Genomic DNA, 17,835 nt, shown 5'->3' with positions numbered 1-17,835 from the left:
CTGGATCGCGGCGAGGGCGCCGCTCCCACGACACCCTGACGGAGGGTGCGAATTCCTGTGGGCGCGGCGCCTCGCCGCGATGCGGCCGTCGCACGGCCGAAGGACCTCACGGCTCCAGACTGCCGCTGCCTCGCTGCAGGCACAGTCCGACCCGTGGTCGAGTGACTCGGCAGCAGCGCGGATTCGCCCGGTTCAGGGCATTTCCCCGCCCAGAACGTGAATTTTTCACACATCACCTTCTGCGCTCCTCAAGGCCGGAGCGGCCGAGGCCGTTAAGCGATTCGAAGCTGAAAAAGGCAAACCCGTCGAAAGGCGGGGACGCAAAGTCACCGGTCTAATCCGCGCGTGCGCGGGATGACGGCGGGACCGCCACTGACCCTCCCGAGGGCGCGGATTCCGCCGGCCGGTGAACCACCGAACCGACCGGCCGGAGTTCCGAACGATGATCGCCCTGAATCGCCTCTCTCCCCTCTGCCAGAGCCTGCTGTGCGCGCTCGCGCTGACTGCCGCCCTGCCCGCGTCAGCGGCGCTGCCGGTGCAGGCGACCGCTCCGGTGGTGCTGCAGCCCCTGCCGGCCCGCGACGCGGAAGGCGGCATGTGGGCGGTCAGGCTCGATCTGTCCAGCCTCAAGGCCGCCCGCGCGGGTGAGGTGTTCCGCCTCGCGCTGCCGGACGGCCGTACGCTGGATCTGGTGTATGACGCCACCCTCGGCGGCCCGGACGGCACGCAGTGGATAGGCCATCACGCGGCCGGCCGCCAGTACGCAGTGCGGCTGCGCATTGATGGCGCGCTCGCGGCAGGTGTCATCCGTACGCCGGAAGGCGGTTTCGTGCTGGGTCACGTCGACGGCGTCCAGATGATGGGCCCCGACCTGTCGGTGGCCGCCGGTCCGCTCGAACTCGATACCCTGCCGCCGATGTTCTCGCTGGCAGAGACCGCGCTGCCGCCGGTGTCCGCGCGCCCGGGCCGCGAGGTCGCCGCCGACCAGCCGCCGGCCGACGTGGCGCATCCGGTTGCCTTCAATCTGGTGGCGCTGTCGGCGCTGGAACCGGGCGACGAAGTGTCGCTGTCCATCCCCGATCACGGCGATTACCGCGTGAGCTACGACCGGACCGACGCCGGCGCGGCCGACACCAGCACCTGGGTCGGTCACCTGAAGGATTACGGCAGCGAGTTCCGCGTCATCATCACTTCCGGCCCGAATGGCAGCATGGGCAACATCCTGACCCCGTCCGGCGAACTGATGCTGGTCGAGAACAACGGCCGGCAGTGGCTGGTGGACCCGGTGCGCTCCGGTCTGTCGCAGTTCGAGTCGGAACACGCGGATTCGGTCGGTGAAGAGGTGCACGGCACTGCAGCCGGCGGCGTGAGCGCCGCCGCCGGAGCCACGACCACCGCATCGGCCACTACCGCGGGCGCCGTGGCCGATGCCACCGCCACCCAGATCGACCTGCTGGTGCTCTACACGCCGGGCTTCAAGAAGAAGTACGGCACCGGCTACACCACCCGCATCGCGCAACTGGTGGCACTGGCCAATCAGGCCTATGTCGACAGCGGCGTGCCGATCCGTCTGCGCCTGGTCGGTTCCGAACCGGTGAGCGACAGCGACACCACCACCAATTCCAGCACCCTGACCGCGCTCGCCCGCGCCACCGGCGCCTACAAGACGGTGCCGACGCTGCGCAAGAAGTACGGCGCCGATCTGGTGACCGTGGTGCGTCCGTTCTACATGAATGCGCAGGGCGGCAGCTGCGGCGTCGGCTATGTCGGCGGCTACAACGGCAGCAATATGGCCGGCTATGCCGGTTACGCCTATTCGGTGGTGAGCGACGGCCGCGATATGGCCGGCACCAATTACTACTGCACCGACTACACCTTCACCCACGAGCTGGGCCACAACATGGGCCTGATGCACGACCGCGACACGGTGGCGCGGCAGGGCGGCGGTCAGGGCAGCTATCCCTATGCCTTCGGCTACGGCCGCAGCGGCAGCTTCGGCACCATCATGAGTTACATCTCCCCGGTGATCGGCCGCTTTTCCAATCCGGAACTGAATACCTGCGCCGGCAGCGCCTGCGGTGTCGCCACGACCGACCCTGCTTCCGCCCACAACGCGCTGGCGCTGATCAACAACCGCGTGGCGGTGTCGAACTGGACCGCGACCACCATCGCGACCAGCTATCAGGTGTCCGGCACGATTTCCCGTGCCGGCCGACCGCTGGCCAATGTGGCACTGAGCGCCAGCAATGGCGCCAGCTGCACCGCCAGCGGCAGCACCGGCGCCTACGCCTGCACCGTGCCCTGGGGCTGGAGCGGCACCATCACGCCGCAGGTTCAGGCCAGCGTGACCCCGGGCGTGCTGTCGTTCAGCAACGTGACCGCGGCCCAGACCAAGAAGAACTTCATCGTGCGCTGACCGCATGGCCGCGTCCGGCCACCGGGCGCGGTTACCATAGCGCCCTGCGGCCCGGGGTCGGGCCTTTCAACTGAACGGGGCAGTCATGCGGATCACTTTCATCGGCGGCGGCAATATGGCCAGCGCGCTGATCGGCGGCATGTTGAAGCGCGGCGCTCAGGCGTCGGATATTGCGGTGGTTGAGCTGCTGGCCGAAGGCCGGGAGCGCCTGGTCCGTGACTTCGGTGTGCGGACGCTCGAATCGCTCGACGCACAGGCCGCGGACTGCGACCTGCTGGTGCTGTCGGTCAAGCCGCAGCAGATGCGCGAGGTGTGCGCCGGCATTGCGCCCCACATGAAGCGGCAGACCGTGCTGAGCATCGCCGCCGGCCTGCGCGCGGCCGACATCGGTCGCTGGCTGGGCGGTCATGCCCGCATGGTGCGCGCCATGCCCAACACGCCGGCGCTGATCGGCCAGGGCGTGACCGGACTGTACGCTGACGCGTCGCTGGGTGCGGCCGAACGCGCTCAGGCGGAACAGGTGCTGAGCGCGGTCGGCAGCGTGGTGTGGGTGGACGACGAAACGCTGATCGACGCGGTGACCGCGGTGTCCGGCAGCGGTCCGGCCTATGTGTTCTATTTCATCGAAGCGCTGGTGCGCGGCGGCGAGGCGCTCGGACTGAGCGCCGAACAGGCGCGCGACCTGGCCATCGCCACCTTCACCGGTGCTTCCGCGCTGGCGGCGCAGAGCCCGGAATCGCCGGCCACGCTGCGCGAGCGGGTCACCTCCAAGGGCGGCACCACCGAAGCGGCGCTGAAGTCGATGAACGCCGACGCGGTGAGCGACGCCATCGTGCGCGCGCTGGCTGCCGCGGCCGCGCGCGGCGCCGAACTGGGCGACCAGCTCGGCCGGGCCTGAACGCCGGCTGCGACGCACTGTCTTTCACGCGATATTCCTTCGGACACCCCCTCGCCACGCACCCATGCTGACCGATCTCGTCCTGCTCGTACTCAACGCCGTCGCCAGTTTCGTCACCACGCTGCTGCTCGCCCGCTTCTACATGCAGTGGGCGCGGGTGAGTTTCCGCAATCAGCTGGGTGCCTTCGTGATCCAGACCACCGACTGGGCGGTGCTGCCGGCGCGGCGCGTGGTGCCGGCGCTGTTCGGGCTGGACATGGCGACACTGGTGGTGGCCTGGCTGATCCAGGTGGCGCTCATTCTCGTTGGCGCGCTGCTCCACGGCAGCATCGGTGCCGACGGGCTGATTCCGCTGGCTCTGCTGCGGGGCGTGATCGAGATCGCCCGCCTTTCGGTGTGGTTCCTGATGATTGTGCTCATCATTTCGGCGGTGATGAGCTGGGTGTCGCCGGGCAATCCGCTCGGCAGCATGATGAATGCGCTCACCCGCCCCTTCCTGCAGCCGATACAGCGGGTGATGCCGCCGATCGCCAACGTCGATCTGTCGCCGCTGGTGCTCATCCTGCTGCTGCAGGTGCTGCTCTACCTGATCGAGGCCTTTTCGCGCCAGCTGTTCGGGCTGCTGTTCTGAGGCAGCCGCCGGCGGCGACAGGCCGCGGCAGCGTGCATCACACGCTCAGATCGACCTGGCTCACCGTGCCGGCGCTGCCGTCCTCGTGCAGATAGACGCTGGTGGCGCGCATTTCGCCCAGCGTTTCGTTGGCGGCGTTGCGCAGGCTGAACGGAGTGTCGACCCGGCCGAGATAGAAGGCGCCGGCATTGGCCTCCTTCATCGTGAGCAGCGTGCCGGCGCCCTCCGCGTCCGGCCGCCACAGGCGCAGTTTCGCGAACGCGCTGTCCGCCTCGTCCAGCCAGCCGTTGCCGTCCTCGTCCAGCGCAGCCAGTTCCTCGAAGCCCTTGCCGGTGGTCGGTCCGAACAGCTCGCGCCCGTCGTCGATGCGGCCATTGCCATTGCGGTCGAAGGCCAGCATGCCCCGGCCGCCGGCCAGCGGCACCTGCTCCTTGACGCCGTCGGCGTCGAGGTCGAAGGCGAAGCGGACGTCCGACAGCGCCGCCGCCGGACCGGCGAAATCCAGCATCAGCGGGTCCTTCAGCAGCGCGTCGCCGGCGCGGAAGGATGCGCTGACCGTGGTGCTGAAGCTGCGCGACATTTCAAGATCGAGCTTGAACGCGATGTCGCGCCCGTCCGCGGTGCGTACCCGGCCTTCGGCGGAGAAGGCGGTGGTTTCGGATTCGCTGTATTCGGCGCGGTAGTCGTATTCGATGCCCCAGCCGACGCGCTGCGGCGTCCCGTTTCCGCTCTCGCCGCCGCTGGCGGCAGCCGGACCCTGCAGCGCGCTGCTGTCCAGCAGCTCGACCTTGCGTCCGGTGATCTTCTCTATCATCAGGATGAGCAGGGACAGCCGCGGATCCTTGCGTATCGCGTCCTCCAGGCGGTCAGGTGGAGCGGCGGCGTCGGCCTGCTGCGCCGCCACCGCTTCGGCGGACAGCGTCACGCGGGGCACGGCGGACGTCCGTCCATCGTCCGCTGCACTGGGCCGGCGGTTGCCGGTCCACGTTTCAAGCCGTTCCGAAACGTCCAGCCGCCGTGATTCGGCGTGGCTGGATTCGAGCTGTACGCTGCTGGTGGCGACCTTCACGGTTCTGTGCCTCCATGTGTTGTCTGACCTCGGGGCCACCCGGAAAGTGAAGCGCGCGCACGTGCCCACGTGCGGACAAGCGATGCGGAGGTGGTTCTCCTGGCCATCGGGCATCGACGGTCGGGCGGCTTGGCGGCGCGTGACCTGACAGGACAGTCGGGCCAGCGCGTCGCACCCCGGAGGCCGGGGCGGCAGCCGCGCGTGCGCTTCACTTTCCGGGCGGATGTCCGGGTTTACGTCCTGGAAGCGGAGGTTCCACAGGGTTAGACGACATGCAGGGCGGATCGGCACCCGCTGCCGGGCGAGGTGCGGCGAAAGCCGCGCCTTCAGTGCATCAGCGCGGGGGTTGCAATGAAGGTGTTGCTGCCTCGGCTCATGTCCAGCGTGCCGCGAACGAGCCGGCGGGCGGCGCGGTCGATGTCGTTGGCGACCCAGGTTTCGCGCTCGCGGGACACCAGATAGATCACCACCACGTCGCGCGTGACCGGAGCAGCCGTCGGCGCGTCGTCATCAAATTCGGCCAGCCGCAGTACGCAGCTCAGGCCGATCACGTCCACTTCCGGGTCGGTGATGGTTTCCTGCACGAAGCGCACCACCGACGCTTCATCCAGCATGTCCATCCGCGCCAGCGCGGCATCGACGATGCGCCCCTGGTCGAGCCGGGTGACCAGCGCGGTGGGACGGGGCGGGGTGCCGCACGCGAGCATCGCGTCGGCGTGGTCCTGGCAGGCGCGCAACACCGCGCGGAAACACGCTTCCTCCGTTGGCAGCATGGTTGTCTCCTCCACAGTGTGGGTCGCGTCGATGCGCGCGCCTGTTGTGGACGCTAGAACGATGCCGGAAGGAAGTCATGACGCGCTGCCATGGCGGCAGTGCACCATCCGGCGCGGGTTTGCCGGGTGATCTGTCGCTGAAATCTCAGGCCGTCGCGGCTTGCGTGAAGTCGTGCAGTGCGGCGTCAGCCTCGGCCGGCGATACGACGCATTCATCGACCCGTGCGGCCGGCGGACCGCCTTCCGCCCAGGCCACCAGCGCATCGAGCGCGGCCGGCTTGCCGCAGGCATAGGCTTCGACCGAACCGTCGTGCCGGTTGCGCACCCAGCCGGTCAGGCCGAGACGCTGTGCTTCGGCCACCATGGACGCGCGGAAATAAACGCCCTGCACCCGGCCGCGGATGGCGAAGTGCAGGGCTTCGATCTCGTGCTCGTCCATCGCTGTCGCTTACTTGACGCGCATGCCCGGCTGGGCGCCGGAATCCGGCGACAGGATGAACAGGCCGGGCACCTCGCCCTTGTCGTCGGAGGCGGCCAGCACCATGCCCTCGGACATGCCGAACTTCATCTTGCGCGGCGCGAGGTTGGCCACCATCACGGTCAGACGGCCGACCAGCAACGCCGGGTCGTAGGCCGACTTGATGCCTGCGAACACCTGACGGGGCTTTTCCTCGCCGATGTCCAGCTGCAGGCGCAGCAGCTTGTCCGCGCCCTCGACGTGGTCGGCGGCGACGATTTTCGCGATGCGCAGCTCGACCTTGGAGAAATCGTCGATCGAAATGTGGGCGCCGGCATCAGTGGCCGGCGCTTCGGCCTTTTTCGGGGCTTCGGTCTTGGCCGGCGCGGCGGCGGGGGCTTGGGTGCTCACCAGGGATTCCTTGTTGGCGTCGACCAGCGCGACCACCTGCTTGGGGTCGACGCGGGTCATCAGGTGCTTGTATTCGTTGATCGTGTGGCCGGCGGTCAGCGTGGCGCCGAAGTCGTCCCAGCCCAGCGGCGCGATGTTCAGGAAGCGCTCGACCTCGGCCACCAGATGCGGCAGCACCGGCTTGAGCAGCACCGACAGCTGGCGGAACAGTTCGAGCGCGGTGCTGCACACCGACTGCAGCTTCTCGTCCTGGCCCTCCTGCTTGGCCAGCACCCACGGTGTATGGTCGTTCACGAACACATTGGCCTGATCGGCGCAGGCCATCACCTCGCGCAGCGCCCGCGCGTAGTCGCGCGACTCGTAGGCATCGCGGATGGACACTTCGTGCCAGTGGAAGGGCACGGTCGGCGCCGACAGCCTGCCGCCGAAGCGCTTGGTGATGAAGCCGGCGCAGCGGCTGGCGATGTTGATGTACTTGCCGACCAGATCGGAATTGACGCGGGCGACGAAGTCGTCGAGGTTCAGGTCGATGTCTTCCATCGAACCGTTCAGCTTGGCGGCGTAGTAGTAGCGCAGCCACTCCGGATTCAGGCCGAGGTCGAGATAGCTCTGCGCGGTGATGAATGTGCCGCGGCTCTTGCTCATCTTCTCGCCATTGACGGTCAGGAAGCCGTGCGCGTTGATCTGGGTCGGCGTGCGGTAGCCGGAGTGCTCCAGCATGGCCGGCCAGAACAGCGCGTGGAAGTAGAGGATGTCCTTGCCGATGAAATGGACCATTTCGGTGCCGGCTGCCTTCGCACGCGCGGCGTCGAGGAAGTCCGCCTCGTCGATGTCATGACCCAGCGCCTTCTGCTTCGCGACGTAGTTGCGGAAGCTGCCGAAATAGCCGACCGGCGCATCCAGCCAGACGTAGAAGAACTTGCTGTCGGTGCCCGGGATGCGGAAACCGAAGTAGGGCGCATCGCGGGAAATGTCCCAGTCGGACAGCCGGTTGTCGCCCGGCTCGCCCAGCCATTCCTTCATCTTGTTCGCCGCTTCCGGCTGCAGCCGGTTCGAGCCCTGGGTGAAGTCGCGCAGGAAGCTTTCGCACTGCGGCGCCGACAGCCGGAAGAAATAGTGCTCGCTGGAGCGGCGCTCCGGTGCGGCACCGGACACCACCGAATAGGCATTCTTCAGTTCGGTCGGCGCGTAGGTGGCGCCGCACACTTCGCACGAGTCGCCGTACTGGTCCTTGGCGCCGCATTTCGGGCACTCGCCCTTGATGAAGCGGTCCGGCAGGAACATGTCCTTCACCGGGTCGTAGAACTGTTCGACCGAACGCTGGGCGATCAGGTCGCCCGCCTTCAGCTTGCCGTAGATGTCCTCGCAGAAGGCGCGGTTCTCGTCCGAATCGGTCTCGTGGTAGTTGTCGAAACTGACCAGGAAGCCGCCCAGTTCGCCTTCGCCCTTCTTCCAGGCCTGCTGCACGGCGAGGCCGCCGAAGAAATCGCGCGCGTGCTCGTGCAGCACGCGTTCGACCAGCTGGCGCGGCGTGATGCCTTCCTTCTCGGCGCGCAGCATGATGGGCGTGCCGTGCTGGTCGTCGGCGCCGACGTAGTGCACCTCGTGGCCGCGCATGCGCTGAAAGCGCACCCAGATGTCGGTCTGGATGTATTCGACCAGATGGCCGAGGTGGATGGCGCCATTGGCGTAGGGCAGGGCGCTGGTGACGAGCAGACGGCGGCGGGACATGGTGACGGGCGGCGAAGCGGCCAGAGCGGAAAACCCGCAATTCTACTGTCCCCGCGCGCTGGCGCCACGACAGCCGGGGTGATCGGTTATACTTTAGTAAATTGATCGGGTATTTCCGCGGCGGCCGCGCACGAGGCGAGGCGGCGGAATCCCGCGCAGATGGAGTCGTCTTTATGTCCCTCACCGAAGCCCAGGTCCAGAGCGCGCTCAAGGAACTGATCGATCCGAATACCGGCAAGGATTTCGTGACCAGCCGCAGCGCGAAGAACATCCGCATCGACGGTGCCGACGTGTCGGTCGACATCGAGCTGGGCTATCCCGCGAAAAGCCAGATGGATCATCTCCGTCGCCTCGCGATCGCCCGTCTGCGCGCCATTCCGGGCGTGGGCAACGTGAGCGTCAGCGTCAGCCAGAAGATCGTGTCGCATGCGGTGCAGCGCGGCGTGAAGCTGCTGCCGGGCGTGAAGAACATCATCGCCGTCGCCTCCGGCAAGGGCGGCGTCGGCAAGAGCACCACCGCGGTGAACCTCGCGCTGGCGCTGGCAGCCGAAGGCGCTACTGTCGGCCTGCTCGATGCCGACATCTACGGCCCGTCGCAGCCGCAGATGCTGGGCATCACCGGCCGTCCGGAATCGCCGGACGGCAAGTCGCTGTCGCCGATGACCGCCTACGGCATCCAGGCCATGTCGATCGGCTTCCTGATCGACGTCGAAACCCCCATGGTGTGGCGCGGCCCGATGGTGACCTCGGCGCTGGAACAGCTGCTGACCGAAACCCGCTGGGACGACGTCGATTACCTGGTGATCGACATGCCGCCGGGCACCGGCGACATCCAGCTCACGCTGGCGCAGAAGGTGCCGGTCACCGGTGCGGTCATCGTCACCACGCCGCAGGACATCGCGCTGCTGGACGCGCGCAAGGGTCTGAAGATGTTCGAGAAGGTAGGCATCCCCATCCTCGGCATCGTCGAGAACATGAGCCTGCACACCTGTTCCAAGTGCGGCCACGAAGAGCACATTTTCGGCGAGGGCGGCGGTGCGCGCATGGCGGCCGACTACAACCTCGACGTGCTCGGTTCGCTGCCGCTGGCGATGCAGATCCGCGAACAGGCCGATTCCGGCAAGCCGACCGTGGTGTCCGACCCGGACGGCCGCGTGGCCGAAATCTACCGTGACATCGCGCGCCGGGTGGCGGTGAAGATCGCCGACAAGGCGAAGGACATGACAGCCAAGTTCCCGAGCATCGTGGTGCAGAACACCTGACGCAGGCGGGCGGTGCGCGCGCATCGCCCTGATTGCTTGCAGCCTCATTCGCGGCCCGCTGCCCGTGCAGCGGGCCGTGTCATTTCAGCCCAGCGCGGCTTCGTCGCTGCGGGTACGGCCCTTGTTGTCGGTCCAGTCCACGCGCAGCTTGTCGCCCTTGGCCCCACCCTTGAAACGGAAGTGCAGGAAGGGGTTGCGCGACACGCCGGTGCCGAACTGGGCGACCAGCACGTCTCGGCCGTTGTGGGTGATGCGCACGTCGGTGATGTAGTGCGCCGGCACCAGTGCGCCGGCGGCGTCGCGCCGCTGGCCGGTTTCCATGTCGTGACTCATCAGCACCTTCACCTCGGTTTCGCCGCCGGTCACCGTGGCGCGGATGCGGGTGGGCTGAGGCGCTGCGCCGTCCGGCGCGCGGCCCGACGGATCGCCCGGGCCGCAGCCGCCCTGGGTCACCTTCACCTCGCGTGCGGCACTGAACACGCCGGCCTTCGTGTGCGCGACGCCGAGCACCCGCGAGCCTTCCGACATCTTGATGCGGGTGTTGATGTTGGCCTGCGTGCCTTCGGGCAGCGTGAAGCGCGCGATCAGCTGGGTGCGGTTCTTCTCGACCAGTATCGACAGCGCTTCGGTGCCCGCCAGCCCGCTCTGCACCGCAAGCGGCACCACCGAGCCGTCCTCCGCCACGTCCGGAGCGGTGATCTGGATGTCGCGCGTGGCCGCGGCCTTGTCGGCGCCCAGCGCCTTCAGCGCCTCGTCCAGCGTGGTGGCGGCAAAGGCCGGGCGCGGCTGCGGGTTCGCGAAGGCGCGCAGCGGCAGGAAGGAAGCCAGCAGCAGGCTGCTGCCGGCGGCGATGAACTGTCTGCGTTGCATGGATGGGCTCTGTATTCGGGGACGGAAGTACGGCAATCGGGTCAGGCGGATACGGCGACGCCCGCCGTGAGGGGCGCATGAATACCCTGCCTGCGTCTGCCTGACAAGTTGGGGTGCCCGGCGGGCAGGAGGTTCCGCGCGCGGTGCTGTCCGCTTTATCCGGAGAACGGATAAGCAATGAACCATCGGTTATTTGAGCCGAGGCCGATTTTTTAATAGCGTGTGAAGTGTCGCGGGTCAGGCCGTCCGGCCGCGCCCCGCCGATCCCGGAGACCAGGAGAAATTCAATGAGAAGAATCGCGCCGCTGGCCGGCGTCCTTGCCCTGCTGCTGTCCGCTGCCGCCCAGGCCGCAGACCCCCATCTCGCCCGCAATCTCGCGGCCACCTGCGCCAACTGCCACGGCACCGACGGCCGCAGCGCGGGTGGCATGGCAGTGCTTGCCGGCGAGCCGAAGGACAAGCTGCTCGCTTCGCTGAAGGCCTTCCGCAGCGGCGATAAGCCGGCCACCATCATGCACCAGATTTCCAAGGGCTATACCGACGAGCAGCTGGACCTGATCGCCGGCTATTTCGCGGCGATCAAGCCGGCAGGAGGCGCCAAATGAGCCAGCACACCGATTTCGGACGCCGCGGTTTCATCCAGGGCGCGCTCGGCGTATCGGCCATGGCCGCGCTGTACGGCTGCGCCGGTGCCGGCAAGGGCAAGGGTCATGTGGTGGTGGTGGGCGGCGGCTTCGGCGGCGCCACCGCGGCCAAGTACATTTCGATGTGGAGCAATGGCGGCATCAAGGTCACGCTGGTCGAACGCAACGCGGCCTTCGTGTCCTGCCCGATCTCGAATCTGGTTCTGGCCGGCGAGAAGCAGCTGTCGGACATCACCATCGGCTACGAGGGCCTGGCCAAGTACGGCATCAAGGTGGTGCAGGACGAGGTGCTCGCGGTCGACGCCGACAAGCGGGTGATCCGGCTGGCCAAGGGCGGTGACCTCGCCTATGACCGCCTGGTGCTGTCGCCCGGCGTGGACTTCATGTACGACACGCTGCCCGGCCTGAATTCGGCCGCCGCCCAGCAGGACATCCTGCACGCCTGGAAGGCGGGTCCGCAGACGGTGGCGCTGCGCCGGCAGCTGGAAGCGATGCCGGATGGCGGCGTGTACGCGCTGACCATTCCCAAGGCGCCCTACCGCTGCCCGCCCGGACCGTACGAGCGCGCGTGCATGGTGGCGCACTACTTCAAGACGAAGAAGCCGAAGTCCAAGGTGCTGGTGCTGGATGCGAACGAGGAGATCGTGTCCAAGAAGGGCCTGTTCACCAAGGTGTTCAACGAACAGTACAAGGGCATCATCGAGTACCGGCCGCAGAGCGAGCTGCGCGATGTCGATGCGAAGAACCGCACCGCCATCCTGGAATTCGACAAGGTGAAGGCCGACGTGCTCAATGTGGTGCCCGCGCAGCGCGCCGGCGACATCGCGGCCAGGTCCGGCCTGAAGCTGGTGAACGGCCGCTGGGTGGAGATCGACTGGCTCACCATGGGTTCGACCAGCACGCCGAACATCCATGTGCTGGGCGATGCCATCTTCCCGGCACCGACGATGCCGAAGTCGGGCCACATGGCCAACCAGCACGCCAAGCTGGCGGCGGCGGCCATCGTGAACCTGCAGGCCGGCCTGCCGCCGTCGGACGCGCCGCTGGTGATGAACACCTGCTACAGCTTCGTCGATGCGAAGAACGTGATCCACGTGGCTTCGGTGCATGCCTACGACCCGGCGACGAAGCTGGTGCAGCCGGTGAAGGGTGCCGGCGGCGTGTCGGCCGCGCCGAACGAGCTGGAAGGCCAGTTCGGGCTGGCGTGGGCGAAGAACATCTGGGCCGACATGCTGACCTGATGGCCCGCTGACGCGGGGTACGCGGCCCGGCTGGCGTCTGCCACCCGGGCCGCGTGCTTTTCCGGCCCGAAATTGCAACAATTGCGTCCTTTTGCGGCTCCTCCCCCGGGGCCGGCATGCATTCGAGGGCACGCAGATGAGCATCAAGTCCGACCGCTGGATACGCCGGATGGCGCAGGAGCACCACATGATCGACCCGTTCGAGCCGGGTCAGGTGCGCCATGTCGAAGGTCGCCGCATCGTGTCCTACGGCACCTCGAGCTACGGCTACGACGTGCGCTGCGCCTCCGAATTCAAGGTGTTCACCAACATCAATTCCACCATCGTCGACCCCAAGACCTTCGATCCGAACTCCTTCGTCGAGATGGACAGCGAGTCCTGCATCATTCCGCCGAACTCGTTCGCGCTGGCGCGCACGGTCGAGTACTTCCGCATCCCGCGCAACGTGCTGGTGGTGTGTCTGGGCAAGAGCACCTATGCCCGCTGCGGCATCATCGTGAACGTGACGCCGCTGGAACCGGAGTGGGAGGGTCACGTGACGCTGGAGTTTTCCAACACGACGCCGCTGCCGGCGCGCATCTACGCCAACGAGGGTGTTGCCCAGATGCTGTTCTTCGAATCGGACGAGCCCTGCGAAACCTCCTACCGCGACCGCGGCGGCAAGTACCAGGGCCAGACCGGCGTCACGCTGCCCAAGATCTGAATCCACTGTCCCGGCCGTGCATAAGTCACTGTTGCGGTGTCCGCCGTAACAGTCGTTTGCAGGCACCCGCCGCAGGTGTGACTTTATGAACGGCCGGTGACAGGGCCGATCCCTAGACTTCGCTCCATTCCTGAATTGCGCGGAGTCGCCAAGATGAACATCAAGAACCTGCTGCTTGCTTCCGGTCTGGCCCTGGCTTCGGCCGTGGCGTCCGCCGCTGCCCCGACCGCCTGGATCGAAGGCCTGTACAACACCGGCGAGGTGTTCTTCGCTGGCGAGCAGGACACCAACTACCGCTTCACCGTCATCAGCGGCACCGCAACCGGTACCGGCGGCTACGGCGTGGTGACCACTGGCGAAGGTTTCCCCTTCCCGATCTGGGCAGAGAACGACGTGGCCTCGTCCTGGCTCACGCCCAGCGCCAATGCCGGTCAAAGCTATGACCCGTCGAGCAACGGCCTGTACAAGTGGTCGATCAGCTTCGATCTGACCGGCAAGGACATCGCGACCGCATCGTTTGCCGGCCGCTGGTGGGCGGACAACCAGGGCTATGTGCAGCTGAATGGCCACACCATTTCCAGCGGCGTGAATCTGTCCAGCCCGACCTCGTTCGGCGCCAGCGCCGGTTTCGTGTCCGGCCTGAACACGCTGGACTTCTACGTCACCAATTACGCCCAGAGCGGTGGCAACCCGACCGGCGTGCGCGTCGAGTTCCTGACCAGCAACGCCGCGATTGCCGCCGCGGTGCCGGAACCTGAGTCCTGGGCGCTGGTGGTGGCCGGCCTGGCCGTGGTGGGTGCCATCGCCCGCCGCCGCATCGCCTGACGCCGGACAGACGCTGTTTCAAACAATCGGGGCCGCCTTGTGCGGCCCCGATTGTTTTGCAATACCGAACTGTTACCATCGCGCGCTTCAAGCCTGCAGCCCCGCTGCAGTCCGGGGGCGCCGCGTCAGGGTGCCCTCTTTTACTTTGAAGGTTGGGCATCATGCGCTTCGAGTTTCCGGTCATCATCATCGACGAGGACTTCCGTTCGGAAAACGCCTCCGGTCTGGGCATCCGTGCGCTGGCCGAGGCGATCGAGAAGGAAGGTCTTGGCGTGCTGGGCGTCACCAGCTACGGCGACCTGACCTCGTTCGCGCAGCAGCAGAGCCGCGGCTCCACCTTCATCCTGTCGATCGACGACGAGGAATTCGGCAGCGGCGGTGAAGCCGAAATCAGGGCGGTGCTGACCAATCTGCGCAATTTCGTCGCCGAAATCCGCCGCCGCAACGCCGACATCCCGATCTTCCTGTACGGCGAAACGCGCACCACACGTCACATCCCGAACGACATCCTGCGTGAGCTGCACGGCTTCATCCACATGTTCGAGGACACGCCGGAATTCGTCGCCCGCTACATCGTGCGCGAGGCGCGTGCCTATCTGGATTCGCTGCCGCCGCCCTTCTTCCGCGCGCTGACCCACTACGCGCAGGACGGCTCGTATTCCTGGCACTGCCCGGGCCACTCCGGTGGCGTCGCCTTCCTGAAGAGCCCGGTCGGCCGCATGTTCCACCAGTTCTTCGGCGAGAACATGCTGCGCGCCGACGTGTGCAACGCGGTCGAGGAACTGGGCCAGCTGCTCGACCACACCGGTCCGGTGGCGGCGTCGGAGCGCAATGCCGCGCGCATCTTCCATTCCGATCACCTGTACTTCGTCACCAACGGCACGTCCACCTCGAACAAGATGGTGTGGCACTCGACCGTGGCGCCGGGCGACATCGTGGTGGTGGACCGCAACTGCCACAAGTCCATCCTGCATTCGATCATCATGACCGGCGCGATTCCGGTCTTCCTGACGCCGACCCGCAACCACTACGGCATCATCGGTCCGATCCCGCTGTCCGAATTCAGCCCGGACGTGATACGCGCCAAGATCGAGGCGAATCCGTTCGCGCGTGAGGCGGTGAACAAGAAGCCGCGCATCCTGACCATCACCCAGTCCACCTATGACGGGGTGCTGTACAACGTCGAAACCATCAAGGACGTGCTGGATGGCGAGATCGACACGCTGCACTTCGACGAAGCCTGGCTGCCGCACGCCGCCTTCCATGACTTCTACGGCGACTACCACGCGATCGGCGAAGGCCGTCCGCGCTGCAAGGAGTCGATGATTTTTTCGACCCAGTCGACCCACAAGCTGCTGGCCGGCCTGTCACAGGCGTCGCAGATCCTGGTGCAGGACTCGCAGACCCGCGCTCTCGACCGCGACGTGTTCAACGAGGCCTATCTGATGCACACCTCGACCAGCCCGCAGTACGCCATCATCGCTTCGTGCGACGTGGCGGCGGCGATGATGGAGCCGCCGGGCGGTACCGCGCTGGTCGAGGAATCGCTGGCCGAGGCGGTCGAATTCCGTCGCGCGATGCGCAAGGTCGATGCCGAATTCGGCGCCGACTGGTGGTTCAAGGTGTGGGGGCCGGACCATCTGGCCGACGAGGGTCTGGGTACGCGCGAGGACTGGACGCTGCGTGCAGGCGAACGCTGGCACGGCTTCGGCGATCTGGCCGACGGCTTCAACATGCTGGACCCGATCAAGGCCACGGTCATCACCCCGGGTCTGGACGTCGATGGCGATTTCGCCGACTGGGGCATCCCGGCCGGCATCCTGACCCGCTATCTGGCCGAGCACGGCATCATCGTCGAGAAGACCGGCCTGTACAGCTTCTTCATCATGTTCACCATCGGCATCACCAAGGGCCGCTGGAACACCATGGTGACCGAGCTGCAGCAGTTCAAGGACGACTACGACAACAACCAGCCGCTGTGGCGCGTCATGCCGGAATTCGTCGCCGCCCACCCGCGCTACGAGCGGGTCGGCCTGCGTGACCTGTGCACCCGCATCCACGAGATGTACAAGAAGCACGACATCGCGCGCCTGACCACCGAAATGTATCTGTCGCCGATGGAGCCGGCGATGAAGCCGGCCGATGCCTGGGCGCGCACCGCGCATCGCGAGATCGACCGGGTGGCGATCGACGACCTCGAAGGCCGCATCACCAGCGTGCTGCTGACGCCCTATCCGCCGGGCATTCCGCTGCTCATTCCCGGCGAGCGCTTCAACCGCACCATCGTTAATTACCTGTTCTTCGCCCGCGAATTCAACCGCACCTTCCCGGGCTTCGAAACCGACATTCACGGTCTGGTGGCGACCGGCGACGGCGACGAGCTGGATTACGCGGTGGATTGCGTGCGCGACTGAGGTCGGGCGCGAACATGCGCCGCCGCTGATGACGCCTGTTGCCCGCGCGGTTGCGGGCCCGACGCGGTGTCAGCGGAGTGGATGCGCGCCGGCCGGCGCCGTGCGTCGCGCGTAATCGACGAAGGCGTAGCGCAGGCCGCCGGCACTGACCGCGTCCTCGCGGGCGGTTTCTACCCAGTCGGCGCGGTCGAAATCCGGAAACAGCGTGTCGCCGTCGAAGGCGTCGGCGATTTCGGTGAGCAGCAGACGGTCCACCCGGGGCAGCGCCAGCGCGTACAGCTGGGCGCCGCCGATCACGAAGGCCTCGTCTCCGCCCTCGACGGTGGCCGCCCGTTCGATGGCCGCGTCCAGCGACGGCACCACGTGTGCGCCGGCGATGTCCAGATCCGCCTGCCGGCTCACCACGATGCTGGTGCGGCCGGGCAGCGGGCGGCCCAGCGAATCCCAGGTCTTGCGACCCATGATGATGGGGTGGCCCATGGTGAGCGCGCGGAAGCGCTTCAGGTCTTCCGGCAGGTGCCAGGGCATGCCGTTGTCGCGACCTATCATGCGGTTGGCCGCCAGCGCGGCGATCAGCGAGAGCTTCATACCGCCACCGGCGCCGGAATGTGCGGCCACGGATCGTAGCCGTCGAGCCGGAAATCCTCCGGCGTGAAGGCGAACAGATCGGTCACCTCGGGATTGATCCACATGGTGGGCAGCGGCCGCGGTTCGCGCGACAGCTGCAGCCTGGCCTGTTCCAGATGGTTTGAATACAGATGGGCGTCGCCCAGCGTATGGACGAAATCGCCCGGCTTCAGCCCGCACACCTGGGCGATCATCATCGTAAGCAGCGCATAGCTGGCGATGTTGAACGGCACGCCGAGGAATATGTCCGCGCTGCGCTGGTAGAGCTGGCACGACAATCGCCCATCCGCCACATAGAACTGGAACAGTGCGTGGCAGGGCGGCAGCTTCATCGAAGGGATGTCGGCCGGGTTCCAGGCGCTGACGATGTGGCGGCGCGAATCCGGGTTGCGACGCAGGCCGTCCAGCAGTTCGGTGATCTGGTCGATGCGGCGGCCGTCCGGCGCCGGCCAGCTGCGCCACTGGGCGCCATAGACCGGGCCGAGGTTGCCGTCGGCGTCCGCCCATTCATCCCAGATGCTGACGCCGCGTTCCTTCAGCCAGGCGATATTGGTTTCGCCGCGCAGGAACCACAGCAGTTCGACGATGATGGAGCGCAGGTGCAGCTTCTTCGTCGTGAGTACAGGGAAGCCCTGCGACAGATCGAAGCGCATCTGCCAGCCGAACACCGAGCGGGTGCCGGTGCCGGTGCGGTCGGTCTTTTCGGTGCCGTGTTCCAGCACGTGCCGCATGAGGTCGAGATATTGCTTCATGGAAAAGTTCGCGCAGTCGCGTTACGCTACAGGGTCGGCATTCTAGATCACGTGGTGAGTACTGGAAGCCGTGCGTGGCGGCAGCGGATCGCCGCGTGACGATAATGCATG

The 17,835-nt window shown here is 66.7% G+C and carries 16 protein-coding genes and 1 riboswitch; of the genes, 9 read left to right on the top strand and 7 right to left on the bottom strand.

The window, feature by feature from the left end; all coding sequences use genetic code 11:
- Positions 1 to 285 precede the first annotated feature (285 nt).
- A riboswitch (cyclic di-GMP riboswitch) is annotated at positions 286 to 374 on the top strand.
- A 68-nt stretch (positions 375 to 442) separates the two neighbouring features.
- The 3 genes from METUNV1_RS14495 (at position 443) to METUNV1_RS14485 (ending at position 3,945) form a co-directional block, all read left to right on the top strand.
- A complete protein-coding gene (locus METUNV1_RS14495) occupies positions 443 to 2,416 on the top strand; it encodes a reprolysin-like metallopeptidase (protein WP_008063075.1) in 1,974 nt (657 codons plus the stop codon).
- Between the two features lie 85 nt (positions 2,417 to 2,501).
- A complete protein-coding gene (gene proC / locus METUNV1_RS14490; protein WP_008063073.1) occupies positions 2,502 to 3,314 on the top strand; it encodes a pyrroline-5-carboxylate reductase in 813 nt (270 codons plus the stop codon).
- Positions 3,315 to 3,378: 64 nt separating this feature from the next.
- On the top strand, positions 3,379 to 3,945 hold the full coding sequence (locus METUNV1_RS14485) for a YggT family protein (protein WP_008063070.1): 567 nt from the start codon (positions 3,379 to 3,381) through the stop codon (positions 3,943 to 3,945).
- A gap of 37 nt (positions 3,946 to 3,982) precedes the next feature.
- Here METUNV1_RS14485 and METUNV1_RS14480 read toward each other — a convergent pair whose 3' ends face one another.
- The 4 genes from METUNV1_RS14480 to metG all read right to left on the bottom strand — a co-directional run bounded on the left by METUNV1_RS14480 (position 3,983) and on the right by metG (position 8,386).
- A complete protein-coding gene (locus tag METUNV1_RS14480) occupies positions 3,983 to 5,014 on the bottom strand; it encodes a hypothetical protein (RefSeq protein ID WP_008063069.1) in 1,032 nt (343 codons plus the stop codon).
- A gap of 326 nt (positions 5,015 to 5,340) precedes the next feature.
- A complete protein-coding gene (locus METUNV1_RS14475) occupies positions 5,341 to 5,787 on the bottom strand; it encodes a hypothetical protein (protein ID WP_008063065.1) in 447 nt (148 codons plus the stop codon).
- Between the two features lie 145 nt (positions 5,788 to 5,932).
- A complete protein-coding gene (locus METUNV1_RS14470) occupies positions 5,933 to 6,226 on the bottom strand; it encodes an acylphosphatase (protein ID WP_008063063.1) in 294 nt (97 codons plus the stop codon).
- A gap of 9 nt (positions 6,227 to 6,235) precedes the next feature.
- Positions 6,236 to 8,386: a methionine--tRNA ligase gene (gene metG, locus METUNV1_RS14465; RefSeq protein WP_008063061.1), complete on the bottom strand. Its 2,151-nt coding sequence runs from the start codon at positions 8,384 to 8,386 to the stop codon at positions 6,236 to 6,238.
- Positions 8,387 to 8,559: 173 nt separating this feature from the next.
- Here metG and apbC point away from each other — a divergent pair, with 173 nt between their 5' ends.
- Positions 8,560 to 9,648 carry an iron-sulfur cluster carrier protein ApbC gene (gene apbC, locus METUNV1_RS14460; protein ID WP_008063053.1) on the top strand — a complete coding sequence of 363 codons (1,089 nt, stop codon included), beginning with the start codon at positions 8,560 to 8,562 and terminating at the stop codon, positions 9,646 to 9,648.
- An 84-nt stretch (positions 9,649 to 9,732) separates the two neighbouring features.
- On the opposite strand, the gene soxY is transcribed toward apbC, so the two are convergent.
- Positions 9,733 to 10,518, bottom strand: coding sequence for a thiosulfate oxidation carrier protein SoxY (gene soxY / locus METUNV1_RS20165; protein ID WP_008063051.1), 786 nt, complete (start codon positions 10,516 to 10,518; stop codon positions 9,733 to 9,735).
- A 287-nt stretch (positions 10,519 to 10,805) separates the two neighbouring features.
- Between soxY and METUNV1_RS14450 the strand changes: the two genes are divergently transcribed.
- The 5 genes from METUNV1_RS14450 to METUNV1_RS14430 all read left to right on the top strand — a co-directional run bounded on the left by METUNV1_RS14450 (position 10,806) and on the right by METUNV1_RS14430 (position 16,345).
- Positions 10,806 to 11,123, top strand: a complete 318-nt coding sequence (locus METUNV1_RS14450) for a c-type cytochrome (protein ID WP_008063049.1) — start codon at positions 10,806 to 10,808, stop codon at positions 11,121 to 11,123.
- Positions 11,120 to 12,403 (top strand): NAD(P)/FAD-dependent oxidoreductase, encoded by a 1,284-nt coding sequence (locus METUNV1_RS14445; protein WP_008063047.1) that lies wholly within the window; start codon positions 11,120 to 11,122, stop codon positions 12,401 to 12,403. Before METUNV1_RS14450 ends, METUNV1_RS14445 begins: the two co-directional genes overlap by 4 nt.
- A 136-nt stretch (positions 12,404 to 12,539) precedes the next feature.
- A complete protein-coding gene (gene dcd / locus METUNV1_RS14440; RefSeq protein WP_008063044.1) occupies positions 12,540 to 13,106 on the top strand; it encodes a dCTP deaminase in 567 nt (188 codons plus the stop codon).
- A gap of 153 nt (positions 13,107 to 13,259) precedes the next feature.
- Positions 13,260 to 13,931 carry a PEP-CTERM sorting domain-containing protein gene (locus METUNV1_RS14435; RefSeq protein ID WP_008063042.1) on the top strand — a complete coding sequence of 224 codons (672 nt, stop codon included), beginning with the start codon at positions 13,260 to 13,262 and terminating at the stop codon, positions 13,929 to 13,931.
- A 161-nt stretch (positions 13,932 to 14,092) separates the two neighbouring features.
- Entirely contained in the window at positions 14,093 to 16,345 is a 2,253-nt protein-coding gene (locus METUNV1_RS14430) for an arginine/lysine/ornithine decarboxylase (RefSeq protein WP_043360018.1), read from the top strand.
- A gap of 69 nt (positions 16,346 to 16,414) precedes the next feature.
- On the opposite strand, the gene METUNV1_RS14425 is transcribed toward METUNV1_RS14430, so the two are convergent.
- Complete coding sequence (locus tag METUNV1_RS14425) at positions 16,415 to 16,933, bottom strand: dihydrofolate reductase (RefSeq protein ID WP_008063039.1); 519 nt, start codon at positions 16,931 to 16,933, stop codon at positions 16,415 to 16,417.
- Positions 16,930 to 17,724 (bottom strand): thymidylate synthase, encoded by a 795-nt coding sequence (locus METUNV1_RS14420; RefSeq protein WP_008063038.1) that lies wholly within the window; start codon positions 17,722 to 17,724, stop codon positions 16,930 to 16,932. Before METUNV1_RS14420 ends, METUNV1_RS14425 begins: the two co-directional genes overlap by 4 nt.
- Positions 17,725 to 17,835 lie beyond the last annotated feature (111 nt).

It is taken from the genome of Methyloversatilis universalis FAM5, from assembly GCF_000214035.2.
Lineage (GTDB): Bacteria > Pseudomonadota > Gammaproteobacteria > Burkholderiales > Rhodocyclaceae > Methyloversatilis > Methyloversatilis universalis.
Note: the sequence above shows the minus strand (reverse complement) of the source record. Positions and strands in the feature narration are given on the sequence as shown.